The organism is Paraburkholderia sp. GAS33, assembly GCF_050436645.1.
In the GTDB taxonomy this organism is placed as follows: Bacteria; Pseudomonadota; Gammaproteobacteria; order Burkholderiales; family Burkholderiaceae; genus Paraburkholderia; species Paraburkholderia phenazinium_B.
The window spans coordinates 157,005-173,489 of sequence record NZ_JBNDMP010000009.1; the positions used below are offsets into that span (position 1 = coordinate 157,005).

Below are 16,485 nucleotides of genomic sequence, written 5' to 3' on the forward strand. Positions count from 1 at the left end.
CTAACCATGTCGACTGCGCTCACGCCCTCCACCCCTCGCGTTAGCAAAGGCAACGCAGGACGGGTTGCGCGTTTTCTAGCGACGCGTCTGGCGCTGTCGGTGATCACGCTGTGGCTGCTCTCGGTAATCGTGTTTGCGGGCGGGCAGTTGCTGCCAGGCGACATCGGCCGCGCGATTCTCGGCCCGCTCGCCGATGCACGCGCGGTCGCCGCGCTCAATCATCAGCTCGGCTCGGACCGGCCGCTATTGACCCAATACGTCGAGTGGATCACGCACTTCGTGCGTGGCGACATGGGGCTGTCGTACGCGTATCGCGAGCCCGTTGGACCGTTCATCGCCGACGCTCTCGCGCATTCGGCGAAGCTTGGGCTGCTCGCCTTCATCGTTGTCGTGCCGTTGGGTATTGCCGGCGGCGTGTGGGCCGCGATGCACGCGGGACGCTGGATCGACCGCACGATCAGCATCGCCGGTTTGTCGGCAACGGTCGTGCCGGAATTCGTCTCGTCGATCACGTTGATCCTGATCTTCGGTGTGTGGTTACGCTGGTTGCCGATCGAAGCCTCGTATCCTCCTGGCGCAGGCGTGCTCGAACAACTGAAACATCTGATCCTGCCGGTGCTGCCGCTCGTGCTGGTGTTCTTCGGCTACATCGCGCGCATGGCGCGAGCCGGCACCGTCGAGGCACTCGACGCCGATTACACGCGCACTGCCATTCTCAAAGGCCTGCCGCAGCGTGTCGTGATCTGGCGGCACGTGTTGCGCAATGCACTGCTGCCTACCATCACCGTGGCCGCTACACAGCTCGGTTATATGATCGGCGGCCTCGTCGTGGTGGAGACGCTGTTCCACTATCAGGGCATCGGCTCGCTGATCTACAACGCCGCCAAGGCAAAGGACTTCCCGATGCTCGAGGCCGGCGTGCTGACGATCGGCGTCGTCTATACGGTAGCGAATCTCGCGGCCGATGCCTTGCAGGTCATGCTCAATCCGCGCCTGCGCGTGAGGAGCGGCGAATGAGCACGATTGTCCCCGGCACACCGGCTACGCCTGCCGTACGCGAGCCCCGCTTCGATCAGTTGCGCGTGCTGCTGCGCTCGCCGACATTCGTGGTCGGCGTGGCGATCGTCCTGTGGTGGGTGGTCTGTGCAATTGCCGGACGCTGGATCGCGCCGCTCGACGCCTACGCCTCCGACCCGCTCAACTCGCTGATGCCGCCCGATCACGCGCACTGGTTCGGCACCGATCAGCTCGGCCGCGATGTGTTCTCGCGCGTTATCGTCGGCGCTCGCGACATCCTCACCATCGCGCCGCTCGCCACGCTGCTCGGCACCGTGGTGGGCACGGCCCTTGGCCTCGTGGTCGGCTACTTCGAAGGCTGGGTCGACAATGTAGTGGGACGCGCGATCGACGCCGTGCTGGCGCTGCCGCTCGTGATCGTCGCACTGCTTGCGCTGGCCGCCGTGGGAGCCTCGAACCTAACGGTGATCCTCGTAATCGGCATCACGTTCACGCCGATCACGGCACGCACCGTGCGCGCTGCGGTGTTTGCCGAACGCCATCTCGACTACGTCGCCGCGGCACAACTGCGCGGCGAACGCGCACCCTACATCATGTTTGCGGAGATCCTCCCGAACGTGCTGCCGCCGATTATCGTCGAAGCCACCGTGCGCCTCGGCTATGCGATTTTCGCGGTGGCGACACTGTCCTTTCTCGGCTTCGGCATCCAGCCGCCGTCTGCGGATTGGGGCCTCGCGTTGTCCGAGTCGTACACGCTGATGGCGGGCGGTGCGTGGTGGACGGTCGTGTTCGACGCCGCTGCCATCGCCTCGCTGGTGGTCGGCGTGAACCTGATCGCCGATAGCGTGCAAGGCGTGCTCGACCGATGAACGGCCCCCCTCCCGCCTCGTTTCCCGCCTTCGACGTCTCGAAGAGCGACCGCACCGACGCGCTGACGCTAGTCGGCCTCACCGTCACTTACCGGATCCGCGGACGTGATCGCGAGGTCTTGCACGACGTCTCGTTCCGCATACGGCGCGGCGAGGCATATGGTCTGGTGGGCGAATCAGGTTGCGGCAAATCGACCGTCGCAATGGCAGCGCTGCGCTATCTGCCGCGCAACGGCAAAGCGAAAGCAGGCAAGATCCTGATCGCCGGACAGGATGTGCAGACGCTCGACGCCGATGCGTTACGCACGATGCGCGCCACCGCGATCTCGATGGTCTACCAGGACCCGGGCCGCGCGCTGAATCCGTCGATGACGATTGCGCGCCAGGTCGCCGAGGCCTTCGAAGCAGCGGGCGCCAGCCGCAGCGAGGCGCCGACACGCACGCTCGAGATGCTGCGGCGTGTGCGCATCGCGGCGCCTGAACGGGTGATGGACAGTTATCCTCATCAATTGTCGGGCGGCATGCAACAGCGCGTGGTAATCGCGATGGCGCTCGCGTCGAACCCCGCCCTGCTCATTCTCGACGAACCCACTACCGGTCTCGACGCCACCGTCGAAGCCGAGGTGCTGGATCTCGTCGCGCAACTGCGCAAGGAACTCGGCACCGCGGTCCTCTTCATCAGCCACAATCTCGCGGTCATCGGGCGCATGTGCGAACGTGTCGGCGTGCTGTATGCGGGCAGGCTCGTCGAAGAAGGCGCGACACGAGATGTGTTTGCCCGGCCTCGTCATCCGTACACGGTCGGCCTGCTACGCTGCCTGCCTACGTCGGGGCGCAGCAAGGAGCGCGAACGGCTCGACACGATCGCGGGGCAACTGCCCTCGCCCGGCTCGGTCACGCAGGGTTGCATCTACTCAGACCGCTGCCGTCTCGCGGATGACCGCTGCCGCCGCGAGGTTCCACCGCCGCATCGTGTTGCCGGTGCGCACGGCGATCAGATGTCGCGTTGCCACTATCACGAGCGGGCGATGGAATTGCCGCGCACCAGCACGGAAGCGGCCTCGCCTCAAGCCGGCGCTGGCAAAGATGCATTACCTGCCAACGCTGCCGCCCATGGCGCGCTTGTGCTGCGCGCCGAACGGGTTTCGAAGACATTCCACGTGGGAGGCGTCGCGCTACGCGCGGTCGACGACGTCTCGCTCGACCTGGCTACCGGCGAAACCTTGGGCCTCGTCGGCGAATCGGGCAGCGGCAAGACGACGCTCGCCAAGCTGATGCTCGGCCTGCTCGCGCCCGACGCCGGCAGCGTCCTCGAACTCGACGGCAAACCGCTGCCCGCTCGCGTCACGAGCCGCAACGACGAGCAGGTCAAATCGCTACAGATCGTGTTCCAGAACCCCGACTCGGCGCTCAACCGGTCGCATTCCGTGAGACGGCTAATTGGCCGCGCGCTCTCGCGACTCGCAGCGTTGAGCGGCCCGGCTCAGAACGAGCGGCTCGCCGCGTTGACGGCAGCCGTGCGCTTGCCGGATCGCTATCTCGGCTCCCGCACGCGACAGCTGTCGGGCGGCCTCAAGCAGCGCGTTGCGATCGCCCGCGCCTTCGCGGGTGAGCCGCGCGTGGTGGTGTGCGATGAACCCACCTCCGCGCTCGATGTCTCAGTGCAGGCGTCGATCCTCAACCTGCTCGCCGATCTGCAACGCGAGCGCGGTGTGAGCTACGTGTTCATCTCGCACGATCTGCACGTGGTTCGTTACCTGTCCGATCGCATCGCAGTGCTATACGTCGGACGGCTTCTGGAGATCGGGCCTGCCGCCGCGGTCTTCGACGGACCGCATCATCCGTATACCGAGGCACTGCTGTCTTCGGCGCCGGCGCTCGATGCTGTCAATCGCGGCGAGCGCATTCGCCTGTCCGGCGAGATGCCGAGCCCGGCATCACCGCCTTCGGGCTGCGTGTTCCACACGCGCTGCCCGCGTAAGCTCGGCGCCATCTGCGAGCAGCAGGATCCGCCTTTCGTCTACGCCGGCAGCGGGCATCGGATCCGCTGCCACATCCCCATCGAAGAGTTGCGCGCGCTGCAAGGCGCGCAGCCCGTCGTCGTCCAGGGCACGGTCCCGGACGCGCCCCCAGGTGGAACCCCAGGCGAAGTTTAAGCCGCTCCCACTCGCGCGTTTCACGTCCGAAACGTTTTCCGTCGATTCCCGACATGGCGCGTCACGCCCATCACGAAGACGCCACATCGGACGGGCTTGAGCGGGCAGTGGCACGGATATCGCTATAAAGGGAGCGGTATCCGGCCCGCGTTGAACGATCCAGCCGCGTGCGCGATCCGTTGCGCTGACATCCATATGCATGGACGAGTCCAGCGGCATGGCGCGCGTCGTCGACATCGCGCCCGGCAAACGAGCGGGCAACCGGCGTTTGCCGCAGCGCGCGAGGGAGGGGGAATCAATCTCGCGGACCGGGGCCACGAAGGTTCGGCAAAACGGTGACAGCGTTTCGCGCACATCGCGTGTGTTATGCAACGGCACGCGATGCGCAGAGCGACTCGGGGAGGCGATCAGGCTCGCAGATCGACAGGCCGCTCGCAGACCACACACGCTTGAGAGACGGCAGCGACGAGGAGCTGGCGTCTCCTCGGGAGAGAAGTGATGAAGACCAGAATATTAAATCAGTACTGCTACGGGATAGCCGGCGGTATGGCGATGTTCGCCGCAGGCGCGGGGTTACTTTCAACTCAGGTCGCTTACGCCGGCTCCAGTGACGACGTTGCGAGGCTGACGGTTGCGGCCGCTGCTCCGTTGCCCGCGAGCGGCGCGGCCACTACGACGCAGCTTGCGCAGAACGATCCGTCTGGAACCGGAGAAGCGGCTTATAACGCCACCGCGGCTGAGGACGTCGCTACGGTCTTCGGCGGTCTGGAATGCCGTGGCACCAACGCGGGCCACTGCGCGGCGCATGGTCGAAGCGGAGCGGCCGGTTCCAGCGGCAACGCCGGTGCGGGTAGCGGCGCAGGGGCCGCGGCCGGCGCAGGGCCGAGTGGAAATGGGGCGAGCGCCGGCAAGGGTGGTGGAAGCGGAAGCAGCGGCGGTGGTAGTAGCGGTAGTGGCCCGGGCGGCGGTGGCGGTAGTGGTCCCGGTGGTGGCGGCGGTAGTGGCCCAGGCGGCGGCGGTGGTAGTGGTCCCGGTGGCGGCGGCGGTAGTGGTCCGGGTGGTGGTGGCGGTAGTGGTCCCGGCGGCGGCGGCGGCAGTGGTCCCGGCGGCGGTGGCAGTGGCCCCGGTGGTGGCGGCAGTGGCCCCGGCGGCGGTTTCGGCGGAGGCTTTGGCGGCGGTTGCGGTTGCGGCAGCGGTCCCAGCGGTGGGTTTGGCGGCTTCGGTGGTGGCTTCGGCGGAGGCCTTGGCGGAGGTTTCGGCAATGGCGGCCACGGAGGCAAGGGTGGAAGCAGCAGTGGCGGAAGTAGCGGCGGGAAAGGACATTAGATCCAGGGAACGGCACCCCCGAGCCGTTCCTACCCCGCGGGCCGTGCTCCGTCGCGGCAGCCCTTCCCGGCGAGCGTAGGCGGTGGCGTCTCGATCCCCCGGTCGAGCGTCACCGCCACAGCCGGGATCGAGTCATCAACGATTTCGTCAGCGGCGTTGCGAGAGTCCCCAACTACCCTCAGAGCATTTCAAGCGGCCGTTTGTTACGCGGCGGTTTGAAGTACGCGTCGATGGCCGCGCATTCGTCGGCGTCGAGTCGCAGTTCCAGCGCGCGCTGATTGTCGCGCACATGTTCAACGCGTCCTGCCTTCGGGATCGCGAACACGCCAGGCTGTTGCAGCACCCACGCAAGCGCCACCTGAAACACCGAGACACCACGCGCGTCGGCAATGTTGTCGAGCGCCGAGCGTTTCGGCAGGCGCGCATGATCCACCGGACTGTATGCCATCGCCGGCATGTCGTGGCCAGCAAGCCATGGGAGCAGGTCATATTCCGGGCCGCGTCGCGCGACGTTATAGAGAATCTGATTGGTCGCGCAGGCGTCACCGCCGGGTACCGTCATCAGTTCTTCCATATCGTCGGTGTCGAAATTGCTGACGCCCCAATGGCGAATCTTGCCGGCCTGCTGCAGGGCTTCGAAACCTGCCACCGTCTCTTCCAACGGCACCGAACCGCGCCAATGCAGCAGATACAGATCGAGGTGATCGGTTTTCAACCGCTTCAGGCTCTTCTCGCAGGCCGTCTGCACGCCGCGCCGGCTGGCGTTGTGCGGATAAACCTTGCTAACGAGGAACACGCGTTCGCGCAATCCGCCGAGCGCCTCGCCGAGCAGGCTTTCCGTCGCGCCGTCGCCGTACATCTCGGCGGTATCGATGAGCGTCATGCCGAGTTCGATGCCGGCGCGTATCGCCGCGATCTCCGCGGCCCGCCGTGCGGGCTGCTCGCCCATCTCCCAGGTGCCCTGCCCCAGCTTCGGTATGTGCTCGCCGTCGGGCAAGCTCACAGTGGCGATATCGATCGTCATACGTTCTCCTTCGATTGCGGGCGACCGGCTGCGGGCTGCCGGCTAATGCCTGCCGTATCAAGGACGGCCGGCTTCACACGACCGCGGACAGCGCGTTAAGGTCGCTCATTTTGGACGGCCCCGGTTCGCACAAGTTTATCCGCTTGCAGACCGTCAAATCGACCCCCCAGGCAAAAGCCCGCTATAACACAGCGCGCCAATGTCATAGAATTGCCGCTTGCCCTTCTTGCGTCTGCCACATGAACTCTGCCTCGGAAGACCGCTGGCGCGATCTGCGCCCGGACCCGGAAAACGATACGCCACTTTATCTGCAACTCGCTCGCAAGCTCGGCAACGCGATTCATGAAAACCGCTGGAACGCAGGCGAGGCGCTGCCGTCCGAGCGGGTGCTGTCCGACGCGCTCGGCGTCTCGCGGATCACCGCGCGCAAGGCAATCGCGCTGCTGGTCGAACAGGGTTTGATCCGCCGCACCCAGGGCGCGGGCAGCTTTATCACGCCGCGCTATGAAGATCCGCTCTCGCGTCTGTCGAGCTTCAGCGAAATGCTGCGGCGGCGCGGCTTCAGTCCGAGTTCAGAATGGATCTCGCGCGAGATCCTGCCCGCCAATCGCGACGAGGTCATTCAACTGGGTTTGTCGCCGGCGGCGGCGGTGACGCGCCTGCGGCGCCTGCGCCTCGCGGACGGCATCGTGATGGCGGTTGAAAACTCGACGTTCCCGGCCGCGGTGATACCCGATCCGCAGGCGATCGGCGACTCGCTGTACAGCTATCTCGAGCAACGCGGTCTCGGGATCGTGCGCGCGCTGCAGCATTTTCGCGCCGTCAACGCCAGCGATGAGATTGCGCAGCAGATGAGCATTGCGCCGAATGAGGCGCTCCTGCTGATCACGCGCGTCGGCTACACGGCCGATCAACGCGCGATCGAACTGACCGACACCTATTGCCGCAACGATTACTACGATTTCGTCGCCGAGTTGCGCAAGTAGCTGCGCACGCGAGTCAATGCCGTACCGTCAGGCCAGCCAGGATGCTTCGTCGCTGCCGATCGGCGCCGGCGGGCGGCCATAAAACGGTGGCGTCTCCGATAAACGCTCGGCAGGCAACGTGCCACGCACGCGGCCGAACGGAGAATCCACAGTCTCCATGCAGTCCTGCAGATCTTCGGCGCCAACCTCAGGCGCGCGCCAGCCGTCTTCGATCTGTCCCATCGATTGCAGCCAGCGCCCAGTCTGCGCGAGCGACACGCGCACATGCCAGCTGCCGCCCTCCGTAGCCCGCCGCGCGAGCGCAACCATCGCACCGAACGCGGCCAGATAGCCGGTGGCGTGATCGAGCGCCTGACACGGCAGATGCTTCGGTTCATCAACGCCCGCCGCGCGGCTCTCGGTCCACGCAATGCCGCTCGCGGATTGCACGAGACTGTCGAAGCCGCGTCGCTGCGCCCAAGGCCCGGTGTGACCGTACGCGGAAATCGACACGTACACGATCCCGGGCCGCGCCTGCGCCAGCGCTTCGGGCGTAAAACCCAGCGCGGCGACTGCTCCTGGCCGGTAAGCCTGCTGGAACACATCGGCGTCGCGCACCAGGGCGCGCAACTGGTCGCGCCCGGCCTCATTGCGCAGATCGACAATGGCCGAGCGCTTGCCGCGCCCATTATCGATCACGAGCGGCGCGATATTCGGCAAGTGCGGACCGTTGACCAGCAGCACCTGCGCGCCGTGCTGCGCAAGTGCGCGTCCCGCCACCGGCCCTGCGATGATCCGCGACAGGTCGAGCACGCGTGCCCCTGCCAGAGGCCGGTCGGCGCCACCGCGGCCAGCAGGCTCCGGCGGCGCATCGCCGATGCGCGTGATCTCGAACAGCGGCAGATTGGCGATCGCCCGAGCCTGCTCGAGTGCAGCCCATTCGCGCGGCGAACGGATCAGCGCGGCACACAAACCCGCGTCGGCGAGCGTCTGATCCAGCGCTGCGCCATCCCAGCCGCGAATCGCCTCGGCTACTGCTGCGCGACTATTCGCGCAACCCAGCACCTTCAGGATGCCCGCCAGATGATGCGGGAAGTTGGTGTGCAACTGAATCCAACGCCCGTCGCGCGTCGCGTAGAAACCCATCACCGGATCGCGCAAGGCAGGCGGCGGACCATCGTCGATACGCAGATACCGCTCGCTGCGAAACGCGGCCAGCGCGCGCCGCATATCGACTTCGACGCGCTGCCGGCAACCGGTGCGCAGACGGAAACATTCGGCCGCGGCGAGACCCATCGCCGCGATCGTGGCCGTTGCGAGCGTGCCGACCCGGTACACGGACGGCAGACCTGGGTCCTCGCCGGTCAGCGTGACGGCGTCAAGCGCCGCGGCATCGCAACCGGCCGCGGTCCAGAGATGATCGAGTGCGAGGTGAGGTGTCATAAGCAGGGCCCCGAGCAGCGCGATGAAGTTGAAGGAGGAACTGAGCCGAGTCTAAAATTCCACCCTCTCACAATCAATCTTGATTAAGATAATCAATATATATTGATTTCTCCGGTTTCTTCACGTTCTTATACCCATGGCCAACACACTCACCGCCACCGAAGCGGCCGCGCTGCTCGGCGTCAGCGTGCCGACGCTCTATGCGTATGTGAGCCGCGGCATGCTGCATTCGTCGCCGGATGCGCACGGCAAGCACCGGTTATACGACGCGGCTGAAGTCCGGCGGCTCGCACGCCGCAAGGCAGACGGCAAGCGTGCCGGCAAGGTCGCGCAGAAGGTGCTCGACTGGGGTGTGCCGGTGCTCGAGTCGTCAATCACGTTGATCGCGGACGGTCGCCTGCTCTATCGCGGCCATGATGCGGTCGAGCTAGCGCGCACGGCATCGCTCGAAGAAGTCGCGGCGCTGTTGTGGGAGTGCAGTCCGCGGCGTCTTGCCGAAGCGCCGCCGGCGCCACTCGGCGCGGCGCAATGGGCCGCGTGGCTCAAATTGTGGGGTGACAGTACGCCGCTCGACCGCGCGCTGGTGCTGCTGCCTGCTGCCGCCGCGCAGATGCCACGGGTCTGGGCACAGGGCCGCGACGCGCAGCTCGATACCGCTTGCACCGTAATGCGTCTGCTGGCGGCGGCGATGATCTCGGCGGCACCGTCGAATGAACCCATGCATCGGCAGCTCGCCGCCGCCTGGGGCATCCGTAACCGTCAGCAAATGGGCGTGCTGCGCGCCGCGCTGATCGCGTGCGCTGATCACGAGCTGAACGCGTCGACGTTCACGGTGCGCTGCATCACCTCGACGGGCACCCACCTGTTCGGCGCGGTGGCGGGCGGTCTTGCGGCGTTGTCGGGACCGCGTCACGGCGGCGAGACCGTGCGCGTGGCCGCACTATTTGACGAGGCGGCCCGCGCACCGCATCTTGACCGCTTCCTGGCCACCCGCCTCGCTCGCGATGAGCATGGTGGCTACGGCGCCATCCTGTCCGGCTTCGGACACACGCTGTATCCGCACGGCGATCCGCGTGCGCGGGTGTTGCTCGAGTTATTGACGGAGTGCGCGCCGGCTCGCTCGCCGATTGCCGAGGTCCATGCGCTCGCGCGCGCGGTGCGCGAGACGAGCGGCGCCGAGCCGACGCTTGACTACGCGCTCGCATCGATTGAACGGGTATTGGGTTTGCCTGCGGGCGCCGCGTTTACGCTGTTCGCGGTTGGCCGGGTGGTGGGGTGGATTGCACACGCGATGGAACAGACTGCGGATGGCCGCCTGATCCGGCCGCGAGCGCGATACATCGGGGATTACGAAGCGTGAGCGGTGCGCCTGCCGGATGTCGAGGCGGACGCAAGAACTGGCAGGCAAGGCGCTAGCAGGACACTGCCCGCGAGCGCCTCTGCGTTCAAACGCCCCCGCATCCTTCAGATGGTCTGCAACCAGCGCGGCACCCAACTCCAGAGGGACATCCGTGCCGTCTCCACAGCAGGCCGCACCCGCGCACCGGCCGAACCGCTCGCAAAAGCCAGCGCCAGCCGCGCGCCTTGCTGCCCCGCGCTCACCCACACGCGTGCGCCACGATTGAGCTCAAAGGTCTCGCCTGACGCAAGCCAGTAATCGCGCAGATCACCTTCCACGGTCAACCAAACCTGCCCCGCCATCACCTGCAGCGTAAGCGGCCGCGCTACACGCCAGGCGGTTGCCGGCTCACCGTGATCGAGTTCGAAAGTACGGATTTCACGCATCGCATTGCTCCTTGAACGGCTTCTCTGGTTGACACATTATTGCCGTGCGATGATGTAAACCCCATGCACAGTTCCGAACAGTTTCCGCGGAACTGTGCAGTGAAAAAACCTGACAGTTGCCCGAGTGTCACCTATCAGGCGTCGCCTAACCGGCGTCCTATGCACGAGAGATCATGAAACTCGACATCGAACTCGACCGCGAAAACGGTGTGCCGTTGACCGACCAGATCGTCACCGGCGTCACGACATGGATCCGCTCGCGCTCCGCCCATCCGGGCGCCAAACTGCCGTCGATCCGTCAGTTCTCGACCGATCATGAGGTGAGCCGCTTCCCTGTCATCGAGGCGTACGACCGGCTGGTCTCCCTCGGCTACCTCGATTCGCGCCCGGGCTCAGGCTTCTATGTCGCCGAACGCCAGCGCAATGCGAGCGGCGCCCAAGGCAGCTCGGACCCGCGCCGCGCGGAAGACGAAGCGGTGCACATCCTGCAGCAGTTCAACCACCCGGGCGAGTCGCTCAAGCTGGGCAGCGGCTTTATCCCCGAGGCATGGCGCGATATGGACGGCCTGGGCCAGGCGATTCGTCACGTCTCGCGAGCGGATCCCACGAGCCTCGTCGACTATGCGACCCAACTCGGCAACGCGACGTTGCGCGAGCATCTGCAAAGCCGCCTCGGGCAACTCGGCATCGAAGCGGACGCCTCACAGATCCTCATTACCAACGGCGCGAGCCAGGCGCTCGACCTGCTGATGCGCTACATGCTCAAGGCCGGCGACATGATGTTTGTCGAGGACCCAGGCTACTACAACCTGTACGGTCTTTTGAAGCTGCATGGAGTGAAGCTGGTTGGCATTCCGCGCACCCGCGGCGGTCCCGATCTCGACGTCCTGCAGGCGCAACTGCGCATCCATCGGCCGAAGCTGTTCTTCGTCAACAGCCTGTTTCACAACCCCACCGGCACGACGATCGCTCCACCCGTTGCGTTCAGGCTGCTGCAACTCGCCCGCGAGCACGACTTCCGCATCATCGAAGACGACATCTATGCCGACTTCCAGACCGATGTCACCGACCGTCTCGCCACGCTCGACCAGCTCGAACACGTGATCTATGTGGGCGGGCTGTCGAAGACGCTGTCGTCGTCGCTGCGGATTGGCTACGTTGTCGCCGACAACGCGACCATCAAGGATCTCGCCGACATCAAGATGCTTACGAGTATCGGCGGTTCGCGCTTTGCCGAAGCAGTGGCCGTCGCCATGCTCGAGCGTGGCGCCTATCGCAAGTATCTGGACCGGCTGCGCCGCCGCATGCGCGACGCGCTCGGCGCCGCGGTGCAGGCACTCGAGGCAAGCGGCTGGGAGGTATTCGAGACGCCGCTCGGCGGCAAGTTCGTATGGGCGCGCGTGCCGCATATCGTCGACTCCATGCGCCTCGTCGAATGCGGCGCGCCACTGGGCGTCACCGTCGCGCCAGGGAGCTACTTCCGGCCGAACGCCGAGGTTAGCCCATGGATTCGCATCAACGCGGCATACGCGAGCGATCCGCGCGCACAGCTTTTTTTCGATGCGGCGGCCCGGCTCGAACCGTGAGCCGGGGTGCAGGGCGGAGGGCAAAGCGCCCTCCAAAGCTGCAAACCCTGCTGCACGGCCGCGCAGATTTCCCTAAAATAGGCACTCCTCAGCCCGTCCGGTGCGCGCGAGCAGCCGCCCTCCATGTCGAATCCGCCGAACGCCGCCACCACACCCGCCCCCACCGCCCCTCAGCCAACCGCGCGCTCACTCACCGTGATGCTGTGGCTCGTCGCCACCGGTTTCTTCATGCAGACACTCGACTCGACCATCGTCAACACGGCGCTGCCAGCCATGGCGACGAGTCTCGGCGAGCTGCCGCTGCGGATGCAATCGGTGGTGATCGCCTATTCGCTGACGATGGCCGTGATGATCCCGGTGTCCGGCTGGCTCGCGGACAAACTCGGCACACGCAAGGTGTTTTTCAGCGCGATTCTGGTGTTCACCATCGGCTCGCTGCTGTGCGCGAACGCGCAAACGCTCGATCAACTGGTGCTGTACCGCGTGATCCAGGGAGTGGGCGGCGCCATGTTGCTGCCAGTCGGACGCCTCGCCGTACTCCGCACGTTTCCCGCCGAACGCTATCTGGCCGCGTTGTCGTTTGTCGCGATTCCTGGGTTGATCGGGCCACTGATCGGCCCGACGCTCGGCGGCTGGCTCGTCAAGATCGCCTCGTGGCACTGGATCTTCCTCATCAATGTGCCGGTGGGCGTGATCGGCTGCATCGTGACCTTCATCTTCATGCAGGACAGCCGTAACCCCGATACCGCGAAATTCGACATCAAGGGCTATCTGTTCCTGGTGGTCGGCATGGTGGCGATCTCGTTCGCGCTCGACGGCCGTACCGAACTCGGTATCCAGCAGGCCACCGTGCTCGTGCTGCTTGTGCTGAGCCTTGCCTGCTTCGTCGCTTACGGGCTGCATGCCGTGCGCGATCCGCATCCGCTGTTCTCGCTCGATCTGTTCAAGATCCACACGTTCAGCGTCGGCCTGCTCGGCAATCTGTTTGCGCGGATCGGCGGCGGCGCCATGCCGTATCTGATTCCGCTGCTGCTGCAGGTGAGCCTCGGCTACAGCGCCTTCGAAGCCGGTCTGATGATGCTGCCGGTCGCCGCAGCCGGCATGATGTCCAAACGTCTCGTCACGACGCTGATCATGAAATACGGCTATCGGCGTGTGCTCGTCACCAATACCGTGCTGGTAGGCCTCGCCATGGCCAGCTTCGGGCTGACCACCCTCGATCAACCACTGTGGCTGCGGCTCGTGCAACTTGCGTTCTTCGGTGGTGTGAACTCCATGCAGTTCACGGCGATGAACACCCTCACGCTCAAAGATCTTGGCACCGGCGGCGCGAGCAGCGGCAACAGCCTGTTTTCGCTGGTACAGATGCTGTCGATGAGTCTCGGCGTCACCGTCGCGGGCGCCTTGCTCGCAACGTTCACCGGACTGATCCACAAGGTGACCGCGGCGAATTCGCTGCCCGCCTTCCATGCGACGTTCCTGTGCGTCGGCATCATGACCGCTTGTTCGTCATGGATCTTCGCGCAACTGGCGGCCGACATCCGTCGCACAGCGAAGAAAACCGACCCGTCCGAACGGACCTGAAAACGCCCAACGCCAGTTGGCCCACATGGCCGCCCGGTAACGGCCTGCACGGCCCTGCGCTCGACCCGTGACGGGGCGCGCGGCGCACCATGTCTGTGCGCTGCATAGCCGCAACGCACCTCCCGGCGCACAATGAGTCCTCGACAACGCTGGAAGGGTAATTCCTCCGCGAGCATGGTTCTTGCTCGCCTATCCTGTAAACTGGCCGCTTAGGCGTGCCAACTGCGCCGCCATCCTTCACACGACTGACACATGATGAGCATGATCGAACTCGATCCTCCCGGCTTCCAGCCTCCGCGCCCCATGGCGGGCGATGAGGGCTCCCGGCGCACCGTCCTGTACGGCGGCTACACGGTGTTCAGCGTGTTCCAGCCGGTGTTTTCCGTATCGCACCGTCGCGCGATCGGTTATCACGCCTCGCTGCGCGCTCACGACGAACATGCGAAGCAGGTGCCGTCGCACGAAGTGTTCACTCAGGCCGCGCGGCGCGGCGATTTGCTCGAACTCGGACGGCTCGCCGAATCACTGCATCTGGGCAACTTCAACGCGTTCGAGAGCCATGACGAATGGCTCTTCCTGAGCCTGCATCCCGCCGCGCTGATGGATACCAGCTACGGCGACGCGCTGCTGGCCGGCCTCAAGGCCCTCGGCCTGCCGCCGCAACGCGTGGTGCTGGAGGTGTCGGAGCAGGCTGGCGGCGAGACTACGCGTTTCGCCGAGATCGTGGATGCGCTGCGCAAATCGGGCTTTCTGATCGCGCTGGACGGCTTCGGCGCCAAACACTCGAACATCGACCGCGTCTGGAACCTGCGGCCCGATATCGTCACGCTCGACCGCTGCATCCTCGCGCAGGCGAGCGAGCATTCGCATATCGAACGCGTGTTGCCGGGGCTTGTCTCGCTGCTGCACGAGTCGGGACAACTGGTGCTGATGGGCGGATTGTCCACCGAGCGCGACGCGTTGATCGCACTCGAATGCAACGTGGATTTCGTGCAAGGCGCCTTTTTCGCGGGGCCGAGCGTCGAGCCAGTGCAGCCGCAGGCAGCGGCTGGTTTGATGGATGCGTTGTCGGCCGCGCTACGCGAACGGGTCGGGGCACGCGAACGCGCCCAGGCGGCACGGCTTGCGCCGTATGCGAAAGCGCTCGAAACCGCGAGCGCATTACTGGTGGCGGGTGAATCAGTGGCTCAGGCCACGGCGTCGCTGCTGGCGCTCGGTGAAACCGCGCGCTGTTTCGTGCTGGACGGCTCGGGACGTCAGATCGGCGACAACGTGTTGCCGCCGGGACGCGCGTCGCAACGGGCCAAGCGTTTCCGTCCGTTGCTGCATTCGGAAGGCGCGAGCTGGGAGCGTCGGCCGTATTTCATCGGCGCGATGCGCACGCCGGGTCAGGTGCATCTCACGCCACCGTATCTTTCGATCAACGAAGCGCACCTTTGCGTGACCGCTTCGATTGCCGCGCAGACACCGCGCGGTATGCAGGTGCTATGCGTCGATATCAACTGGGAAGTCGCCGCACACCGTAACTGACGCGCGCTGCGCTGTAAGCCATGCGCGCTCGCGGATTTCGTTGAGTATCTGCCGTACGGCCGGTAAGCCGAAATTGCGACGCGCGGTCTGAAGATGCGCGGCACGCGTGACGATGCGCAGTTTCACGATCCGGCCGCGACTGCTCGAGACATCGAGTAGCGCGGTGATCTCGCCATCTAGCATGAGCGCTACTCCCGGGCCGCCGTCGATCGACAGGCACTCGGCGTGTACCGTCGTTGCGGCATATCCTCTGCGCAGTTGTTGCAGCGCCCGCACCTCTCCGATCTCTTGCATTGCGCACGTCACGGTCCCCGCTCCAGCCACCGACGTCACCGTGTTCACCCAATCCATTGCAGCGACCACGGGCTCGTCCACGCGAACCGGCGCATCGCTGACAATCTCCGGCGCGTCACTAAACAGTTGCAGCAAGCCCGCTCGATCCTGCGCCTCCAGCGCCGTCCGCAGGCGCTCGACGAGCCGTGCATGCTGTACCGGGTCGGGGCGCCTTACGGGCGCACCGTCGCGCTGCAAACGGGCTTTCGCCCGATGCACGATCTGCCGGCAAGCCGCCGGCGTACGCTCGAGGATCCTCGCAATCTCCGTATAGTCGCAGTCGAACGCCTCGTGCAGTACGAAGGCGGCCCGCTCATCCGGTTTAAGCCGTTCAAGCAGCAGCATCAGTCCGTACGACATCTCCGCCGAACGCAACGCCAGTTCCTCCGCGGAAGGCGCCAGTTCGTCAAGCCACGGTTCGGGCAGCCAACCTTGGGCCTGCACACTGCGCTCCAGTCGCAGATGACGCAGCCGGTCAATCGCGAGACGCGCAGTAAGCGTGGTCAGCCATGCCGCCGGCGTGCGCACTTCGCGCGTATCGGCGAGATGCCACTTCAGCCAGACGTCCTGCACCACGTCTTCCGCCTCGGCGCGGCTGCCCAGCATGCGGTACGCCAGCGCAACGAGTCGCGCGCGGGCGGCCTCGAAGGCGGATGACTTGTCGACGGTGGGTTCGGTCATGCGTGCTGCTCCCATAAACGTGAACTGTTTTTTGGCGCGTAGCTAAAGCCTGGACAAAACCGCGCAGGCTCGGACACGCCAGCAGTGCGGCAAGCGCACCGCAACCCGCACCTTTTGAATCCTGACGTTCGAGCACCGCACGATGTGACAGGTCAGCACAAAAATATTGATGTCACACCCCGGCGC

Annotated in this window: 13 protein-coding genes; 9 read left to right on the top strand and 4 right to left on the bottom strand. The window is 65.5% G+C overall.

What is annotated here, in order from left to right:
• Window positions 1-6 precede the first annotated feature (6 nt).
• From P3T24_RS25740 to P3T24_RS25755, 4 genes are all read left to right on the top strand, one after another.
• On the top strand, window positions 7-1,017 hold the full coding sequence (locus tag P3T24_RS25740) for an ABC transporter permease (RefSeq protein WP_074263535.1): 1,011 nt from the start codon (window positions 7-9) through the stop codon (window positions 1,015-1,017).
• On the top strand, window positions 1,014-1,886 hold the full coding sequence (locus P3T24_RS25745; RefSeq protein ID WP_429439110.1) for an ABC transporter permease: 873 nt from the start codon (window positions 1,014-1,016) through the stop codon (window positions 1,884-1,886). Before P3T24_RS25740 ends, P3T24_RS25745 begins: the two co-directional genes overlap by 4 nt.
• The gene (locus P3T24_RS25750; RefSeq protein ID WP_429439113.1) at window positions 1,883-4,042 is read left to right on the top strand and encodes an ABC transporter ATP-binding protein; all 2,160 of its coding nucleotides are present in this window, start codon (window positions 1,883-1,885) and stop codon (window positions 4,040-4,042) included. The genes P3T24_RS25745 and P3T24_RS25750 overlap by 4 nt, the downstream gene beginning before the upstream one ends.
• Before the next feature lie 498 nt (window positions 4,043-4,540).
• A complete protein-coding gene (locus P3T24_RS25755) occupies window positions 4,541-5,368 on the top strand; it encodes a hypothetical protein (protein ID WP_429439116.1) in 828 nt (275 codons plus the stop codon).
• Window positions 5,369-5,546: 178 nt separating this feature from the next.
• Here P3T24_RS25755 and P3T24_RS25760 read toward each other — a convergent pair whose 3' ends face one another.
• Complete coding sequence (locus P3T24_RS25760) at window positions 5,547-6,392, bottom strand: aldo/keto reductase (protein WP_429409278.1); 846 nt, start codon at window positions 6,390-6,392, stop codon at window positions 5,547-5,549.
• Between the two features lie 239 nt (window positions 6,393-6,631).
• Between P3T24_RS25760 and P3T24_RS25765 the strand changes: the two genes are divergently transcribed.
• Window positions 6,632-7,378 (top strand): GntR family transcriptional regulator, encoded by a 747-nt coding sequence (locus P3T24_RS25765; protein ID WP_074263530.1) that lies wholly within the window; start codon window positions 6,632-6,634, stop codon window positions 7,376-7,378.
• 27 nt (window positions 7,379-7,405) lie between these two features.
• Here P3T24_RS25765 and P3T24_RS25770 read toward each other — a convergent pair whose 3' ends face one another.
• The gene (locus P3T24_RS25770; protein ID WP_429439119.1) at window positions 7,406-8,800 is read right to left on the bottom strand and encodes a CoA transferase; all 1,395 of its coding nucleotides are present in this window, start codon (window positions 8,798-8,800) and stop codon (window positions 7,406-7,408) included.
• A 136-nt stretch (window positions 8,801-8,936) separates the two neighbouring features.
• On the opposite strand from P3T24_RS25770, the gene P3T24_RS25775 reads away from it, so the two are divergent.
• Window positions 8,937-10,160: a citrate/2-methylcitrate synthase gene (locus P3T24_RS25775; RefSeq protein ID WP_074263528.1), complete on the top strand. Its 1,224-nt coding sequence runs from the start codon at window positions 8,937-8,939 to the stop codon at window positions 10,158-10,160.
• A 104-nt stretch (window positions 10,161-10,264) separates the two neighbouring features.
• Here the strand turns inward: P3T24_RS25775 and P3T24_RS25780 are convergent, their stop codons facing one another.
• Complete coding sequence (locus P3T24_RS25780; protein ID WP_429286849.1) at window positions 10,265-10,585, bottom strand: DUF2917 domain-containing protein; 321 nt, start codon at window positions 10,583-10,585, stop codon at window positions 10,265-10,267.
• 173 nt (window positions 10,586-10,758) lie between these two features.
• Between P3T24_RS25780 and P3T24_RS25785 the strand changes: the two genes are divergently transcribed.
• From P3T24_RS25785 to P3T24_RS25795, 3 genes are all read left to right on the top strand, one after another.
• Window positions 10,759-12,171, top strand: coding sequence for a PLP-dependent aminotransferase family protein (locus P3T24_RS25785; protein WP_429439121.1), 1,413 nt, complete (start codon window positions 10,759-10,761; stop codon window positions 12,169-12,171).
• 198 nt (window positions 12,172-12,369) lie between these two features.
• Window positions 12,370-13,755 (top strand): multidrug transporter subunit MdtD, encoded by a 1,386-nt coding sequence (mdtD, locus tag P3T24_RS25790; RefSeq protein ID WP_429439393.1) that lies wholly within the window; start codon window positions 12,370-12,372, stop codon window positions 13,753-13,755.
• Between the two features lie 255 nt (window positions 13,756-14,010).
• Window positions 14,011-15,285 (top strand): EAL domain-containing protein, encoded by a 1,275-nt coding sequence (locus tag P3T24_RS25795; protein ID WP_429439395.1) that lies wholly within the window; start codon window positions 14,011-14,013, stop codon window positions 15,283-15,285.
• On the opposite strand, the gene P3T24_RS25800 is transcribed toward P3T24_RS25795, so the two are convergent.
• On the bottom strand, window positions 15,241-16,299 hold the full coding sequence (locus P3T24_RS25800) for a sigma-70 family RNA polymerase sigma factor (RefSeq protein WP_429439124.1): 1,059 nt from the start codon (window positions 16,297-16,299) through the stop codon (window positions 15,241-15,243). The two genes, P3T24_RS25795 and P3T24_RS25800, sit on opposite strands and share 45 nt — an antisense overlap.
• Window positions 16,300-16,485: the final 186 nt, after the last annotated feature.